Source organism: Capillimicrobium parvum (genome assembly GCF_021172045.1).
Classification (GTDB): domain Bacteria; phylum Actinomycetota; class Thermoleophilia; order Solirubrobacterales; family Solirubrobacteraceae; genus Capillimicrobium; species Capillimicrobium parvum.
This window is the reverse complement of the sequence record NZ_CP087164.1, coordinates 4282006-4298269: the sequence shown is the minus strand read 5'-3', so window position 1 is coordinate 4298269 and position 16264 is coordinate 4282006. Positions and strand designations below refer to the sequence as shown.

Annotated in this window: 7 protein-coding genes; 5 read left to right on the top strand and 2 right to left on the bottom strand. The window is 74.4% G+C overall.

Annotation, left to right across the window (positions count from 1 at the left end):
• Window positions 1-6: 6 nt before the first annotated feature.
• Entirely contained in the window at window positions 7-777 is a 771-nt protein-coding gene (locus DSM104329_RS20935; RefSeq protein WP_259311794.1) for a class I SAM-dependent methyltransferase, read from the top strand.
• 112 nt (window positions 778-889) lie between these two features.
• Here DSM104329_RS20935 and DSM104329_RS20930 read toward each other — a convergent pair whose 3' ends face one another.
• Both DSM104329_RS20930 and DSM104329_RS20925 read right to left on the bottom strand, forming a co-directional pair.
• The gene (locus DSM104329_RS20930) at window positions 890-3673 is read right to left on the bottom strand and encodes an FTR1 family protein (RefSeq protein WP_259311793.1); all 2784 of its coding nucleotides are present in this window, start codon (window positions 3671-3673) and stop codon (window positions 890-892) included.
• Window positions 3670-11208 carry a PKD domain-containing protein gene (locus DSM104329_RS20925; RefSeq protein ID WP_259311792.1) on the bottom strand — a complete coding sequence of 2513 codons (7539 nt, stop codon included), beginning with the start codon at window positions 11206-11208 and terminating at the stop codon, window positions 3670-3672. The genes DSM104329_RS20930 and DSM104329_RS20925 overlap by 4 nt, the downstream gene beginning before the upstream one ends.
• 95 nt (window positions 11209-11303) lie before the next feature.
• On the opposite strand from DSM104329_RS20925, the gene DSM104329_RS20920 reads away from it, so the two are divergent.
• From DSM104329_RS20920 to DSM104329_RS20905, 4 genes are all read left to right on the top strand, one after another.
• On the top strand, window positions 11304-12533 hold the full coding sequence (locus DSM104329_RS20920) for a hypothetical protein (RefSeq protein ID WP_259311791.1): 1230 nt from the start codon (window positions 11304-11306) through the stop codon (window positions 12531-12533).
• Between the two features lie 65 nt (window positions 12534-12598).
• Window positions 12599-13459 carry a YveK family protein gene (locus DSM104329_RS20915; RefSeq protein ID WP_259311790.1) on the top strand — a complete coding sequence of 287 codons (861 nt, stop codon included), beginning with the start codon at window positions 12599-12601 and terminating at the stop codon, window positions 13457-13459.
• Entirely contained in the window at window positions 13456-15051 is a 1596-nt protein-coding gene (locus DSM104329_RS20910) for a hypothetical protein (protein WP_259311789.1), read from the top strand. The genes DSM104329_RS20915 and DSM104329_RS20910 overlap by 4 nt, the downstream gene beginning before the upstream one ends.
• Window positions 15048-16253, top strand: coding sequence for a hypothetical protein (locus DSM104329_RS20905; RefSeq protein WP_259311788.1), 1206 nt, complete (start codon window positions 15048-15050; stop codon window positions 16251-16253). Before DSM104329_RS20910 ends, DSM104329_RS20905 begins: the two co-directional genes overlap by 4 nt.
• The last annotated feature ends 11 nt before the right edge of the window (window positions 16254-16264 follow it).

Sequence of the window (16264 nt, the reverse complement as noted above, 5' to 3'; positions counted from 1 at the left end):
ACGCACATGGCCGCAGGCACGACGGTGTTCGACGAGGCGTACTTCACCGGCGGCACGAAGAGCAACTACCAGGACTACGAGCGCGAGGCCGAGGCGGCCATCGACGAGGCGTTCATGCCGTCGATCCGCCAGTACGCGGCGGCCGCCCGGCCGGCGGGCCGGACCCCCTCGAGCCTCGACGTCGGCTGTGCGATGGGCTTCTACGTCGAGCGGCTGGCCGCCGACGGCTGGGACGCGCACGGCATCGACATCTCCGACTACGCCGTCGCCCGCGGCCGCGCGCGCGGCGTCGCCACGCTGCAGGTCGGGTCCGTCAGCGAGCTGCCGTTCCCCGACGCGCGCTTCGACCTCGTCACGGCGATCGACGTCATCGAGCATCTCGATCCGGACCTCGCCGCCCGCTGCGTCGAGGAGGTGCACCGCGTGCTGCGCCCCGGCGGCCTGGCTTTCTTCGCGACGCCGAACTACCTCGACAACGCGTTCTGGAACGTCTTCACGCCCGGGTTCACGGACCCGGACAAGACGCACATCAACTACCAGTCCGTGAGCGCGCTGCGCGAGGCCTTCGCCGACTACGCGGAGTGCCACGTGTACGGCCACACGCCGTTCATCGGGCAGTTCCGCGCGGCCGACGCCTCCGCCGCGTTCACCGGCCGGGGCCTGGATCTGCCGCTGGTGCGGTCGTTCGCCCGCCGCGTCGGCCGCCGCATGGCATGGCGTCTGCTGGGCCGGGACCCCGTCTACGCCGCGTACCTGCACGCGGTCGCGATCCGGTAGCGCCCGCGCCCGCGGCGACCGCTCAGGCGGTCGTCTTGGGCCGGGCCCGGCGCGCGCGGCCGCCTGCATCCGCCGCGCGGAGCGCTGCTCGCGCCGCGCCCGCGGCGACCGCTCAGGCGGTCGTCTTGGGCCGGGCCCGGCGCGCGCGGGCCGCCTGCATCCGCCGCGCGGAGCGCTGCTCGCGCCGCCCCCGCACCACGAGGCCGAGGATCACGATCCCGACGACGGCCAGCACCTGGGCGACCAGCGTCTGGGTGCTCGGGTACAGGCCGAGCCACGGCCCGGTCCAGGCCGGCAGGCGGAGGTGGACCGGGTCGACGGCGATCCAGCCGGCGGCCTGGGCCGCACGGGCCGCCTGACCGGCGAGGATCACGGTCAGCAGCGCGATGCCGCTCGCGGCGGCGACCACGATGGCCCGGTAGGGCAGCCGCCGGCGCAGGCGCAGCATGAGCAGCGCCAAGGCCGCCGTCAGCGCCAGGCCGAGCGCGACGCCCTGCAGCACCGTGCCGGTGCCCGCGTCGAGCCGCAGCGCCTGCAGGTAGACGACGGTCTCGAAGCCCTCGCGGTAGATCGCCGTGAAGCCGAGCAGGCCGAGCGCGACCGCCGGCCAGACGCCCGAGCCGGGGGCCAGCAGCCGGCGGTGGCGCGCCTGCTGGCGCACCACGAACCGCGTCCAGCAGAAGCGCTGGAAGAACCACGCGAGGATGACGGCGAGCACGACGAGCGCCGCCAGGTCGACGGCCGCCTCGAGCGCGAGCCCCCAGCCCGAGAGCGACCGTACGGCGGCCGAGGTGAGGAACCAGGTCACCACGGTCGCCGGGACGGCGGCCAGCATCCCGGCCACCAGCGGCCGGCGCCAGGCGCGGCCGCCGACGGCGAAGCTGGCGATGAGGGCGGCGAGGACGAGCGCGGCCTCGAGGCCCTCGCGGAACACGACGATCGCGCTGTTGACGACGACGGCGCCGCCGCTGCGCGGGCGGTCCAGCGCGGCCCGCGCCTGCTCGAGCGCGGCGACGGTCGCCAGGCGCCGCTCGCGTACGACGGCGGGCGGCGTGCCCTCGGCCAGGACGTCGGCGAGGTTCGGGCCGTCGGGCGCGGCGGCCCAGAAGAGGTTCTCGAGACGGACGACGAGGTCGGGCGCGAAGGCGCGCAGCCGCGGCTCGGGCCCGAGCTCGAAGATCGCGTACGCGGTGCGCCGCGCCTGGTCGGCCTCGCCCCAGCGCCCCGCGGCCGCCGCGCGCTCCATGCGGGCCAGCTGGGCCTCGATGCGGTCGATGTCCTCGTCGCCGTCGAGGCGCCGCCAGGCGTCGGGGAACACGTCCTGGACCGCGGCCCGGACGCGATCGCACATGGCGCCGGCCGCGGGCGGGACGGCGGTGGGCGGCGGGGCGCCCTCCTCACCGAGGATGCCGGCGGTGCGCGGGAGCGCGGCGAGGTCGGGCAGGATCGCGGCGAGGCGCGCGCTGTCGGCCGCCGGGAGGCCGGGCCGGACGTCGGCGATCAGCCGCGCGATGGCGGCCGGCCCGACGGCGCCCTCGCCGGCGTCGCCGCCCGGGCGACGGGCCGGCGCGTTGCGGTCACACAGCTGCGACGTGGTCTGGGCGGTGAGGCGGACGAGGCGGCGGATGCGGCTCGCGCGTTCGGCGGCGGTGGGCGGCGCGGCGGTGAAGGCGCCGAGGGCGGCCCCCGCCGCCGCGACCTTGGCGTCGAGCGCGAATCCCGGCCCGAGCCCCGGAGGCACCGGCACCGCCAGCGCCGCGAACGCGCGGCCGGCCCGGACCGCGGCGGCCGGGCCGGAACGGCGCGCATACTCGGGCGCCAGCAGGGCCCAGTATCCGGCCGCCGTGGCGGCTGCCTCGGCGCGATCGGCTCCCCGGCCGCCGTACGCGGCGAGCGCCGCCTGCTGGACGAGTACGGTGGTCCGGCGCTGGAGGGCGTCGAGGCCGTCGCGGCGCACCGCGAGCGCCGCTGCGGCGGGCCGCATCCGGCCGTCGCGCAGGGCAGCGGCCGCCCGCGCGGCGTCGTCGCGGACGCGACGCGCCGTCGTCGTCGGGCCGAGATCGCGCAGCGTCGCCCACCGCTCGGCGCCGCGCCCGTCGCCGGCCGCGGCGGCGCGCTCGGCACGGAGTTGGCCCGCTCGCGCGATGGTAGCCAGCGCGGCGCCGCGGGCGCTCGCGAGCGTGACGTCATCGCCCGCCCGGGCCGCCTGGGCGGCGCGCCGCAGCTCGCGCCTCAGGCCCGGGATCGCGGGGGTCAAGCCTGCCGCCTGCCGGCGCGCGTCGGCCACGGCGGCGCTCGCGCGGCCGGGGCTGCGGGCGGCGGTCTCCCAGCGCGCCCGCAGCAGGTCGGTGGACAGCGCCGTGGCCGCGAGGTAGGGCCCGGGGGCGGGCGGAGCGGTCGCCTGCGGCCCGCTCGCCGCGAGGCCGGGCTCCCGGCGGTCGACGCGGGCGCGCAGATCCGCCGCGATCCGCTGGGCATCGGCCACGGCCATGGTCCGCGTCGCGGGCGGCGCCGGCCCGCCGCTCGCGGCGAGGTCGACCACCTGCCGCAGCCGCCCCAGGCCGGCGACGAGCAGCGCGGGGTGCGCGGCCGCGCGGCCCTGCTGTGCGCGGGCGACGGCGAGGACGGCGGCCAGTTCCGTGCGGCTGCGCCCGATCGCCGCGTCGAACCCGGGTCCGCCGGCGGACTGCGCGGCGGTCGCCAGCCGGGCGGCGAGCCGGCCCAGGCCGTCGGACATCGTGCGGGTCGCGGCGGGCGAGAGGGTGGGCGGCGGCTCGTAGGCCGTCGTCGCCGCCGCCGTGCCGTGAGCGCCGCCTGCCTCGGTGCTCGCGCAGGCGGTCAGTCCTCCCGTGGCGATCACCGCGACGAGAGCGAGGGCCAGATGCCGCACGCTCATCGTGGCGGCCGGCGCACGACGACGTACGCGTAGCGTTCGTCGGGCGGCGCCTCGCCCGGCGGTGCGCTCGCGTCCTGGGCCCAGGCGCGCACCACGCCGGGCCGGCGCAGCACGACGCGCATCTGGCCGCGTCCAGCGGCGTCGAGCGGGACGGTGAACGTGCGCACGGCGACCCAGCGGCAGCCATGCGAGGTGCAGCGCGGCCGCTCGATGCGGACCAGCGCCGAGGTGCCGGGCGCGGCCCCGGCGGCGACGACGGAACCCGTCACCGTCCGCCCGGACTCGACCTGGGCCCGTCGCTCGCCCGCCAGCCGCACGGTGCCCGCGTGCGCGCCGTCGGCGCCCGGGGCCGTCAGGGTCAGCAGCGGCGAGGACAGGGGCTGCTCGGCCGCAAGCGGCGCAGGCGCCTGCTCCTGCGCCGGGGCCTGCTCCTGCGCCGGGGCCTGCTCCTGCGCCGGGGCCTGCTCCTGCGCCGGGGCCTGCTCCTGCGCGGGGGCCTGCTCCTGCGCCGGGGCCTGCGCCGGGGCCTGCGCCTGCGCCGGGGCAGGCGCTGCCTCGACCGTCAGCGCGACGGTCTGCGTCGCGGTGGCGCCGCCGTTGTCGGTGACGCGCAGCCCCACGGTCACGGCGCCGGCCGTGTCATAGGCGTGGCTCGCGGTCGCGACGGCACCCGTGTCGGTCTCGTAGGTCCCGTTGCCGTCGAGGTCCCACTCGTACGTGGCGATGGCGCCGTCGGGATCGCCGGATCCGGTGGCGTCGAAGATCACCGCGCTGCCCGTCTGCGCCGGGTTCGGGGTGGCGATGAAGGAGGCGGTGGGCGGCTGGTTGGAGGGCAGCGCCGGCGCCGGCGCCGGGCCCTGGACCGTGAGCGTGCGCGTCGTGGTGTCCGTCGCGCCGGCGTTGTCGGTCACGCGCAGCCCGATCGTGACGTCGCCGGCGGTGGCGTAGGTGTGGGTGGCGGCGGCGGTGGTGCCGGTGTCGGTCTCGTAGGTCCCGTTGCCGTCGAGATCCCACTCGTACTTGGCGATGGTGCCGTCGGGGTCGGCGGAGGTGCCGGCGTCGAACGCGACCTGCTGGCCGGTCGTCGCGGGGTTGGGCGTGGCGGTGAACGACGCCGTCGGCCGCTGGTTGGCGGCGTGCACGGTCAGCGTGCGCGTCGTCGTGGCCGTGGCCCCGCGGTCGTCGGTCACCCGCAGCCCGACGGTCACCGAGCCGGCGCTCGCGTAGGTGCGGGTCGTCGTGGCGGTGGTGGCGGTGTCGGTCTCGTAGGTGCCGTTGCCGTCGAGGTCCCATTCGTACTTGGCGATGGTGCCGTCGGGGTCGCTGGACGCGCCTGCGTTGACCGTGACCTGCTGGCCGGTGTCGGCGGGGTTGGGCGTGGCCGTGAACGACGCGCTCGGGGGCTGGTTGGCCCCGGCGGCGTAGTGGCCGCCGATCGTCGCGGCGCTCAGCGGGGTCGAGTAGATGGCGAGCTCGTCGAGGTCGCCGGTGCCGAACAGGCTGCCGGCGTTGCGGCTCATGACGTTGAGCGTGGCGTTGGCGAAGTTGCCGGCGCCGGTGCCGCTGTTGAGCTTGGTGTAGCTGACGGCCTGGCCGTCGACGTAGGGCGTGATCTGCGTGGCCGCGGCAGCGCTGGAGTCCATGACGAACGCGTAGTGGTGCCAGGTGCCGGCGCTGGGCCGGGTGAACAGCACGTTGTTGCGCGTGCCGCCGGGCCGGCCGATGCCGACGGCGAAGCGGCCGCTGGCGTCGTTGGGGTCGACGATGAACCCGCCGCTGTTGGAGTTGAAGTTCGGGGTGAGCTCCATCGCCAGGCGGTCGTCGTTGGCATAGGCGGTCCACTTCAGCCAGAACTCGACGGTGACCTTGTTGGTGGCCGACAGGTTGACCGGGGCGGTGGCCGCGTCGTTGACGCCGTCGAAGCGCGCAGCGGTGTTCGCATCGCCGGTGATCGCACCGGGGACGCCGAGCGTGACGCCGCCCTGGGCCGTCAGGCTCGGCGAGCCGAGCTGGTTGGCCAGCGTCGTGCCCGACGCCTCGCCCATGCGCCAGTAGCCGGTGAGCCCGGTCGTCGCGAGGACCGTCTGCGCGTAGGGGCTGGACGGCTGGCTGCTCGTCACGGTCAGCGTCCGCGTGGTCGTGGCGGTCGCGGCGCTGTTGTCGGTGACGCGCAGGCCGACGGTGACCGATCCGGCGCTCGTGTAGGAGCGGGTGGTGGTGGCGGTGGTGCCGGTGTCGGTCTCGTAGGTCCCGTTGCCGTCGAGATCCCACTCGTACTTGGCGATGGTGCCGTCGGGGTCGCTGGAGGCGCCGGCGTCGAACGCGACGGTCTGGCCGGTGGTGGCCGGGTTGGGGCTGGCGGTGAAGGAGGCGGTGGGCGGCTGGTTGGCCGGCAGCTGGACCGTGAGCGTCCGCGTGGTCGTGGCGGTCGCCGCGCTGTTGTCGGTGACGCGCAGGCCGACGGTGACCGATCCGGCGCTCGTGTAGGAGCGGGTGGTGTTGGCGGTGGTGCCGGTGTCGGTCTCGTAGGTCCCGTTGCCGTCGAGATCCCACTCATACTTGGCGATGGTGCCGTCGGGGTCGCTGGAGGCGCCGGCGTCGAACGCGACGGTCTGGCCGGTGGTGGCCGGGTTGGGCGTGGCGGTGAAGGACGCGGTGGGCGGCTGGCCGGTCACCGACTGGACGGTCAGCGTCCGCGTGGTCGTCGCGGTCGCGGCGCTGTTGTCGGTGACGCGCAGGCCGACTGTGATCGACGCGGCGCTTGCGTAGGAGCGGGTGGTCGTCGGGGTGGTCGTCGACGTCTCGTAGGTGCCGTTGCCGTCGAGGTCCCACTCGTAGAGCGCGATCGAGCCGTCGGGGTCGCTGGAGGCGGAGGCGTCGAACGTCACGGTCTGGCCGGTGGTCGCCGGGTTGGGCGTGGCGGTGAAGGAGGCGGTGGGCGGCTGGTTGGCGGGCGACTGGACGGTCAGCGTCCGCGTCGTCGTGGCGTTGGCCGCGCTGTTGTCGGTGACGCGCAGGCCGACGGTGATCGACGCGGCGCTCGCGTAGGAGCGCGTCGTCGTCGGCGTGGTCGTCGACGTCTCGTAGGTGCCGTTGCCGTCCAGGTCCCACTCGTAGAGCGCGATCGAGCCGTCCGAGTCGGCGGAGGCGGAGGCGTCGAACGTCACCGTCTGTCCGGTGGTGGCCGGGTTGGGCGTGGCGGTGAAGGACGCGGTGGGCGGCTGGTTGGCCGGCGTCTGGACGGTCAGCGTGCGCGTCGTCGTGGCGGTCGCCGCGCCGTTGTCGGTCACGCGCAGCCCCACCGTGACCGTCGCCGCGCTCGTGTACGTGCGCGTGGTCGTCGGCGCGGTGGTCGTGGTCTCGTAGGTGCCGTCGCCGTTGAGGTCCCACTCGTACTGGCTGATGGTGCCGTCGGAGTCGCTGGAGGCGCTTGCGTCGAAGGTCACCTGCTGGCCCGTGGTGGCCGGGTTCGGCGACGCGGTGAACGATGCGGTGGGTGCCTGGTTGGCGCCGCCGTTGTGGCCGGTGCTGTAGTGCGCGGCGACCGTCGCCGACGTGAGCGTGGTCGAGTAGATGGCCAGTTCGTCGAGGTCGCCGGTGCCGAACAGGCTGGCGGCGTTGCGGCTCATGACGTTGAGCGTGGCGTTGGCGAAGTTGCCGGCGCCGGTGCCGCTGTTGAGCTTGGTGTAGGTGACGGCCTGGCCGTCGACGTAGGGCGTGATCTGGGTGGCCGCGGCAGCGCTGGAGTCCATGACGAACGCGTAGTGGTGCCAGGTGCCGGCGCTGGGGCGGGTGAACAGGACGTTGTTGCGCGTGCTGCCCGAGCGGCCGATGCCCACGGCGAAGCGGCCGCTGGCGTCGTTGGGGTCGACGATGAACCCGCCGGCGTTGGTGTTGAAGTTCGGGGTGAGCTCCATGGCGAGGCGGTCGTCGTTGGCGTAGGCGGTCCACTTCAGCCAGAACTCGACGGTGACCTTGTTGGTGGCCGACAGGTTGACCGGGGCGGTGGCCGCGTCGTTGACGCCGTCGAAGCGCGCAGCGGTGTTCGCATCGCCGGTGATCGCACCGGGGACGCCGAGCGTGACGCCGCCCTGGGCGGTCAGGCTCGGCGAGCCGAGCTGGTTGGCCAGCGTCGTGCCCGACGCCTCGCCCAGGCGCCAGTAGCCGGACAGGCCCGTCGTCGCCAGGATCGCCTGCGGATACGGGCTGGTCTGCTGCTGCGGGTTGACGGTGAGGGTGCGGGAGGTGGTCCCCGTGGCGCCGGCGTTGTCGGTGACGCGCAGGCCGACCGCGACCGGGCCCGCGGCGGCGTACGTGTGGGTGGTGGTGGCGGTGGTGCCGGTGTCGGTCTCGTAGGTGCCGTTGCCGTCGAGGTCCCACTCGTACTTGGCGATGGTGCCGTCGGGGTCGGCGGAGGCACCGGCGTCGAACAGGACCTGCTGGCCCGCCGTCGCCGGGTTGGGCGCGATCGTGAACGACGCCGCGGGAGGCTGGTTGGCCGGCCCCTGGACGGTCAGCGTCCGCGTGGTCGTCGCGGTGGCCCCGCCGTTGTCGGTGACCCGCAGCCCGACGTTCACCGTCGCGGCGCTGGAGTAGATGTTGGTGGTCGTCGGGGTGGTGCCCGTGTCGGTCTCATACGTCCCGTTGCCGTCGAGGTCCCACTCGTACCGGGCGATGGTGCCGTCGGGATCGGCCGAGCCGGTCGCGTCGAACGAGACCGGCTGGCCGGTCGCGACCGGGTTGGACGAGACGGTGAACGACGCCGTCGGCACCTGGTTGACCAGCGTCCCTCCACCCTTCGTGAAGTGGCCGGCGATCGTCCCGGCGCTCAGCGTCGTCGGGTAGAGCGCGACCTCATCGAGGTCGCCGGCGCCGAACAGGCTCGCGGCGTTGCGCGACATCATGTTCAGCGTCGCGTTCGCGAACGCACCGGCGCCCGTGCCGCTGTCGACCTTCGCGTAGGGGACGGCCACGCCGTCGACGTAGGGCGTGATCTGGGTCGCGGCCGGGGCCGTCGTGTCCATCACGAACGCGTAGTGGTGCCATGCCCCGGCGCTCGGCCGCGCGAAGTAGACGTTGTTGCGCGACGTGCCGATGCCCAGCGCCACGCCGAACGTCCCGCCGTTCTGCGGCGAGTTGGGGTCGACGAGGAAGCCGCCCGCGTTCTGGTTGAAGTTCGCCGTGAGCTCCATCGCCAGGCGGTCGTCGTTGGCGTACGCGCTCCACTTCAGCCAGAACTCGACGGTCAGCTTGCTCGTGGCCGACAGGTTGACCGGGGCGGTGGCCGCGTCGTTGACGCCGTCGAATCGCGCGGCCGTGTCGCTGTCGCCGCTCAGGGCGCCGGGGACGCCGAGGGTCACGCCGTTGCGCGCCGTGGCGTTCGCGCCGCCGAGCTGGTCGATCAGGGTCGTGGTGCCGACGTCCCCGAGCCGCCAGTAGTCGCTCGCGCCGCCGGCGACGACGGCCTGCGGGTACGGGCCGAGCTCGCCGCTGGAGACGCTCACGCTCCGGCTGGTGGTGGTCGACGCGCCGCCGTTGTCGGTCACCCGCAGGCCGGCGGTCACCGGTCCGGCGGTGCTGTACGTCGTGGTGGTCGTCGGCGTGGTCGTCGTCTTCTCGTATGTCCCGTTGCCGTCGAGGTCCCACTCGTACTGCGCGATCGTGCCGTCCGTGTCGGTGGACGCCGAGGCGTCGAACGTCACGGTCTGCCCGGTCAGCGCCGGGTTCGGCGAGACGGTGAACGATGCGGACGGCGGCTGGTTGCCGGAGTCGAGCGTGAGGCCCACCGGGGTGATGGGCTGCACGTTCATGTCCGAGAGCATGTTGTACGTCGCCTGCGAGATGCGGGCGTCCGTCGAGTCGGTGGGCGGATCCTGGAAGGACTGGCCGCTGCCGGGCTGGTCGATCCAGTGCGGGCCGAGGCCCCAGCTCCACTGGTTCGTGCCGGCCGAGAACACCCATGCGCCGCTTGCCGCCCGGTACTTGACCGCCTCCGGCGTGCCGGGCTGCCCGGCCGGCGGGGAGGACCCGTAGACGCGGCCCTCGTCCATCAGCCACTCCGAGCCGAGGTTCGTCGTGTCGCTGGCGGTGACCGGGACGACGCCGGCCGGCTGCTTGGCCAGGTACTGCGGGTTGGTCGGGATGGCGTCCCACTCCCAGCCGACGAGCTTCGAGCCGATCGAGCCGCCGGTCGCGGCCGTGATGCCCGTGTGCCGCCAGATGCGGTCGGCCGCGTACCAGTTCTGGGCGTTGCCGGCGGGGACGCCGAGCGGGTAGCTGACCGAGTCGTTGTCGCCGACGTACATGTTGCCGAACAGCGAGTTCTCGGGTTCGTCGGGTCCGACGCGTCCGCCGGCCGGCGCGTCGGGCGAGCCAGATGGCGCGCCGTTGTCGCGCCAGGTCGTCGTGGCGTTCTGCGGCCGGTCGTCGGCCGTGCCGGCGATCCGGTCGAGGCCCAGCGCGTCGTCGGCGGTGTTCTTGACCCCGTCCGGGCCCCAGTCGTTCTGACCGGCGGCGCCGTTCGTGCCCGAGCCCTGCACGGTCTTGTAGGTGACGAGCGTGTCGCCGCCGTCCTCGAGGCGGGTCTTCCAGTACGCCGTGTTGCCGCTGAACGAGGCCACCGAGACGCCCGCGTCGCGGGCCGCCTTGTAGCCGTGCATCTCCTCGCCGGTCCAGTACTCGTCGTGCCCGGCGACCATGTCGACGCGGTGGCCCAGGAGCTGCGACGGCTGCTGGCTGACCGAGACGTCCTCGGTGTAGGAGACGTCGTAGCCCTGCTTCTCGAGCCAGAACACCATCGCGTAGTCGGACTTCTGGAACCAGTTGTCGCCGACGCGCAGGTCGGCGAGGGGGCGCAGGAACGAGACCTTGGCGGCGCGGGGTCCTCCGGTGACGGTGGTCGAGCCGAACGAGTTCCAGTCGTACATCGACTTGCCGCCCCAGTTGTTGTACGCCTGGTAGGTCGCCGTGGGCAGCTTGTAGAGGACGTCGGCCTGGCGGCCGTCGTCGCGGACGACGAACAGGACGGCGTTCTCGTTGCCGCTCTCCGTGGCGCGCAGGCGCGCGATGTAGACCCCCGACGTGGTCAGCGCCGAGGCGGGGATCGTGTAGGTCGGAGCCCAGCCGTCGCAGGCCACGAGCCCGGTGGTCGAGTCCGGCGAACCGCACCCGTAGGGGTTGTTGACCGCGACGTTCGTGGCGGTGTGCACGAGCCGGCCGCCGGTCCCGCCGTAGTAGCCGATGCGATAGACGGAGATGTCGACGCGGTCGTTGTTCGTGTCGAAGGCGCCGATGTCGAGGGTGACCGGGCTGCCGACGTTCACGCTCGGCTGCGCCGCAAAGCCGGCGACCCCGTTGTTGTCGTAGTTCGTCAGCCGCCAGCCGGTCGATCCCGTCCCCTTGCAGTTGTTCTCGTTGACCACCGGGTTGGCGGCCGGGCACGTCACGGCGGCGGCGACCGGTGGCCGGCTCAGCACGCATGCGAGAATCGCGCCCAGCACAGCCAGTCCGATCCATGCGGGGCGATGGACGGTCATGGCAGCGCGCATCCGGGGGTCACGCTGGATGAACGCGCGCGCGCCCGCCGGTCTTGCGCGCGGAAGCCCGCGCGGGCGCGCCACGTTCGTGCAGCATGTCCGACGCCACCGGGATCGACTCGCTCCGTGCCCGTCCGCCCGCGACCGGCATGGTCGCGCGCCTTGGATCGACTTGGCGGTGGACGGCCGCGCGTCCCGCCCTGCTGTGCCTGGTGCTGGCGGTGGTCGCGGCCCTGTCGCTCGCGCGCCAGTGGAACGGCCCGGTCCTGTGGGACCCCGACTCGCTCATGTACCAGTCCCAGACGCTCGAGCTGCGCGGCACGGACGCCCAGACCGCGCGCCACGAGCTCTTCTTCGGCCCCCTGGGGGCCCGGGCCCGGTCGCTGGACGCTGACGAGCCGGGCGAGCCGCGGCGTGTGACCGATCCGCGCTGGGTCGACTTCGCCAGCCAGTACTACCGCCGGCGCTGGCTGCTTCCGGCGCTGGCCGCCGCCACCTATCCGGTGCTCGGCCAGGAGAGCCTGCGCACGTGGTCGCTGCTCGGGTACGTGGCCGTCGCGCCGCTGCTCTTCCTGCTGCTGCGCCGCCGCTTCGGGGCCGCAACGAGCTTCGCGGTCGCGCTCGGCGCGCTGGCGCTCGCGCCCCTGCGTGACTGGAGCGTGATCCCGCTCACCGACAGCTGGGGGGTGGCGCTCATGCTCGCGGCGCTGCTGGCGGGCCTCGCCGCGATCGAACGCAGCCCGGGCTGGCTGGGCGGCTGGTTCGCCGCCATCCTCGCGCTGTCGATCACCCGCGACAGCTCGTTCGTGCTCGTCGCCGCCGCGGTGGTCCTCGCCGTGGCCGTGCGATCCCGGCGCAGCGTCGCCCTCGCGGCCACGGGCATGCTCGCCTCGCTGCCGGCGCCGCTGCTCTTCGGGGCGGACGCCCGCGGCCAGCTCGCGTTCGTGGCCAACGACCGCACGATCCCGCCGGACACGAGCTGGTCGTTCATCGTGGACCACTACGGGGGCGTGCTGCGCGACATGGCGCGGGGGTACGGCGACTACGCCACCGCCCATCCGCTCGTCATGCTCGTCTTCGCCGCCGGTCTCGTGCTGCTGTACGTCCTCGGCGACCGCCGCGACCCGTTCTTCCTGCTCCTGTGGGGGATCCCGCTGGGCTACCTGGCGCTGCTGGCGCTCGGGCCGACCTTCTCGGGCTTCCGCTACGAGCTCGTGCTGGTCCCGTGCGTGGCGGCCGGGATCGCCCTCGGGGTGCGGGCCGTCGCGCAGCGCGTGGGCCCCGCCCTCAGCGTCAAGCTGAAGTCGAGCCTGAACGCTTCCTGACCGGGCACGCCCGCATATCGCCGCCGACGAAAGTTGCGGCCGCGGACGGCCGTTCCTCGGACGACATGGAATTCGCACTTCTCCTCAGAGCGCTCTGGAGCCGCAAGTGGCTCGTCACGCTCGGCGTGCTCGTCGCCCTGGCCGCGGCGATTCTCCGGGTCGACCACGTCTCCTTCGCGCCACCGGCGCTCAAGAGCCGATCGCTGTCCTACGCCACCGCGCGCACGCAGGTCATCGTCGACGCGCCGGACTCGTCGCTCGCCGACCTCGGCACGGACCTCAACCCGCTCATCGTGCGGGCGGGGGTGTACTCCCGGCTGCTGACCAGTCCCGACGCGCTTCGCGTGATCGGGCGGGAGGCGGGCGTGAACCCCGGCCTCATCTTCGCGCAGGGGCCGTTCGAGACCAACCAGCCGCGGGCTGAGCAGGAGCCGACGGCGGAGCAGCGCTCCAGCCAGATCGTCGGCGAGACGAACTCCTACCGCCTGCAGTTCGAGTCGAGCCCGGAGCTGCCGATCATCACGATCTTCGCCCAGGCGCCGACGACGGACGAGGCCAACCGCCTCGCCACGGGCGCGGCGCAGGGCCTCTCGGCCTACGTGCGCCAGCTCCAGCTGGCCCGCCTGGTCCCCGCCGCCCAGCGCGTCGAGATCCGCCAGCTCGGCCAGCCTGCCGCGCGGACGGTCAACAGCGGCGTGGGGATGCGGATGGGCGTCCTGATCTTCTTCCTCGTGTTCGTCGTGTGGTGTGCGGCGCTGCTCGTCATCTCGCGGCTGGTCTCCAACTGGCGCGCGGCGGGACGGATCGTCGAGCAGGGGGAGGGTGGCTGGCCCGGCTCGCCCAGCGGGCCGGGCGAGCGCCCGCCGGCCGCCGATGGTGAGGAAGACCGCGCCGGGGAGCGGCGCGAGGCCGAGCCCGTCCGGTGACGCCCCAGGGCGCAGAGCCGACCGTCGCGCTGCGGCGCGCGGTCGCCGACGACTGGCCGTACACGTCGCGCCCGCTGCCGTGGATGCTCGCCGGCTTCCTGGTCATGCTGTGGCTGATCCCCATCAACGCGGTCGACGTCCGCGTCAGCCTCCCGGTGGACTCGAAGATCGACCGTTTCGCGATTGCGGCGCTCATAGCGGGCTGGGTGCTGTTCGGCGGCGACCGGCGGCCCCGCGGACGCCGGCCGCCGTGGTTCCTCGGCGCGATCGCCGTCTTCGTCGGCGTGGCGTTCACGAGCCTCATCGTCAACCTGCCGCGGGTCATCCGGCTTGGCGAGCTCGACCTCTCGCAGCGGCAGCTCGCGCTGTTGGTCGCCTTCGCGCTGTTCGCGTGGTTCGCCGTCGCCGCGATGCGGCCGTCGGAGCTGCGGGGGTTCTCGGTCCTGACGGTGGTCCTGGCGTCGATCTGTGCGCTCGGCGTCGTGGTCGAGCGCAAGACGGGCTACAACGCGTTCTACGAGTTCAGTCGCGTGATCCTCAAGCCCATCGCGACCGTCGAGCCGTCTCCGACGCTCATCCATCCCGACCCGCTGCGCATCGACCGGCCCCTGATCGTGGGCCCGACCGAGCACGGGCTGGCCGTGACGACCATGCTGTCGATCGCCCTGCCGTTCGCCCTGCTCGGCCTCCTCGACGCGCGCGTGCCGCGTCACCGCATCGCGTACGGCCTGGCCGTCGGGCTGATCATTGCCGGCGCGATGTCGACCGAGCGCAAGACCGGCGTCGTCGTGCCGCTCGTCGTGGTGGCCGTCCTCCTGGTGTACCGCACGCGTGAGATGCTGCGGCTGTGGCCGCTGGTCTTCGTGCTCGCGGTGTTCATCCACGTTGCGTCGCCCGGCGCGCTCGGGACCATCTCGTCGCTCTCGGGCTTCCTCAACACGGATTCGTCGGCCGGCCGCACGTCGGACTACGCAGCGATCGCGCCCGACGTGGTGACCCGGCCGGTGATCGGCTTCGGCTATGGCTCGCTCGACATCAGCCAGGCCGACACGTACCGGATCCTCGACAACGAGTACCTCGGCCAGCTGCTCCAGGTGGGGTTCCTCGGCGTGGCGGCCTACCTGGCGATGGCCCTGGCGGCGGCGCTCATCGCTCGCCCCGCGATCCGCTCGCGCGACCCCGCGCGCGCCTCTCCGGCGCTGGCCGGCATGGCGGCGGCGCTCGCGTTCGCGGTCGCCAGCGCCCTGTTCGACATCCTGTCCTTCCCCCAGGCCCCCTACCTCTTCCTGTTCGCGGGGGCGGTGTGCACGGTCGCCGCCACCGGGTTGCCGCGCGCAGCCGGGGAGACCGCCCGGCGCCGCCGCACGCGGCCGGTGCCCATGCCGGGGCCGGCCCGCCTCGGCGTCCGCCCCGCCCCCGCCCGTGCGCTCGGCGTGGCCTTGGCGGCGGCCCCGCCGGACGGCGCGGCCGCCGTGTCGGGCCGGCGCCGGTCCGGGCGCGGTCTGCTGCCGAGCGCGACCACGGCGCTCGTGGTCAGCGTGTTCGCCCTGGCGGCCGGCGCGGCGCGCACCGGGTCGAAGCGGTTGCGATGACCGGGCCGGCCGCGCCGGGGCCCGTCCTGATCGGCTTCGGCGAGTCCGCGTGCGGGGTCGAGGCGGCGTGGAGCCTTCTCGATGCCGGGTTCTCCGTCGTTGTCTTCGCGCGAGCCGGTCGCCGGAGCGAGGCCCGGCTGCTGCGCGGGGTGCGCGTCATCTCGGTTACGGCCCCGGAGCACGACGCCGACCGCTGCCGCCAGGACATCATGAGCCTCGTGCGCCTCGTGCGGCCCGTCGCCGTGCTCGCCCTCGATGACATGGCGCTGCGGGTGGCGGGCACCGGCGACGGCGATCTGGGTGCCCCCCTGGCGGGGCCGACCGGCCGTCTCACCGCCCTGGCGCTCGATCGCCGTATGCAGCTCGCGGGCGCTGAGCTCGTCGGCCTGGCCGTGCCGCCGACCGTGCCCTGCCGCACTCGCGCGGACGTCCTCGGGCTGTCCGCCCCGGTCCTCCTGCGCCCCGCCCTGACCGTCCACGAGGATGCGGGGCGTCTGATGCGGCCGCGCAGCCTGCGGTGCTTGCGCCCGGGCGCGCTCGAGCGTGCGGCCGAGGGGTGGGACGAGCGGGTCTCCCTCCTGGCCCAGCCGCTGCTGCGGGGACACACCGAGCTCATCTGCGGCCTGGCGACGGCGACGGGCTTCGACGCCTGGAGCGCGCAGACCGCGGTGCGGATGGCCGACCCGGCCGGATCGTGCCCGAGCGCCTACCGCTCCCTGACGCCCGACGAGGACCTGCTCGACCGCTGCGAGGCCCTGCTGGGCGAGGCCGGCTGGCGCGGCCCGTTCGCGCTGGAGTTCCTCCGCGACCACGACGGCTGCCCGTGGTTCATCGGCCTGCACGGCTGCTGCCCCGAGAGCCTGGCCCTGCCGCGCCACTGCGGGCTGGAGTATCCGGCGCTCGCCGTCGCGGACCTCCTCGGGGTGCCCGTGCGCGTCCCTCCGCGCCGCCCGTGCCCCGACATCGTGACGTGCCGCCATCTGGGCCGGGAGATCCTGCACGTCGTGCGGGTTCTGCGCGGTCCGCCGCCGGGAGCCGTCGCCTTCGAGTGGCCCTCGCGGCGCTCGGCGGTGCGCGGGGTCCTGTCCGTCGGCCGGGGCGAGCGGTGGTGCAACTGGCGCCGCAGCGCGCCGGACGTACTGTTGCGCGGCACCGTCGCCACCCTCGCCGACGCAGCGGCCGGCCGGTCCGGCTGGAGCTGACGCGGCACGAC

Coding starts and splice junctions, on each gene's coding strand:
- DSM104329_RS20935 (WP_259311794.1), top strand. CDS start 7: ATGGCCGCAGGCACGACGGTGTTCGACGAGGCGTACTTCACCGGCGGC.
- DSM104329_RS20930 (WP_259311793.1), bottom strand. CDS start 3,673: ATGAGCGTGCGGCATCTGGCCCTCGCTCTCGTCGCGGTGATCGCCACG.
- DSM104329_RS20925 (WP_259311792.1), bottom strand. CDS start 11,208: ATGACCGTCCATCGCCCCGCATGGATCGGACTGGCTGTGCTGGGCGCG.
- DSM104329_RS20920 (WP_259311791.1), top strand. CDS start 11,304: ATGTCCGACGCCACCGGGATCGACTCGCTCCGTGCCCGTCCGCCCGCG.
- DSM104329_RS20915 (WP_259311790.1), top strand. CDS start 12,599: ATGGAATTCGCACTTCTCCTCAGAGCGCTCTGGAGCCGCAAGTGGCTC.
- DSM104329_RS20905 (WP_259311788.1), top strand. CDS start 15,048: ATGACCGGGCCGGCCGCGCCGGGGCCCGTCCTGATCGGCTTCGGCGAG.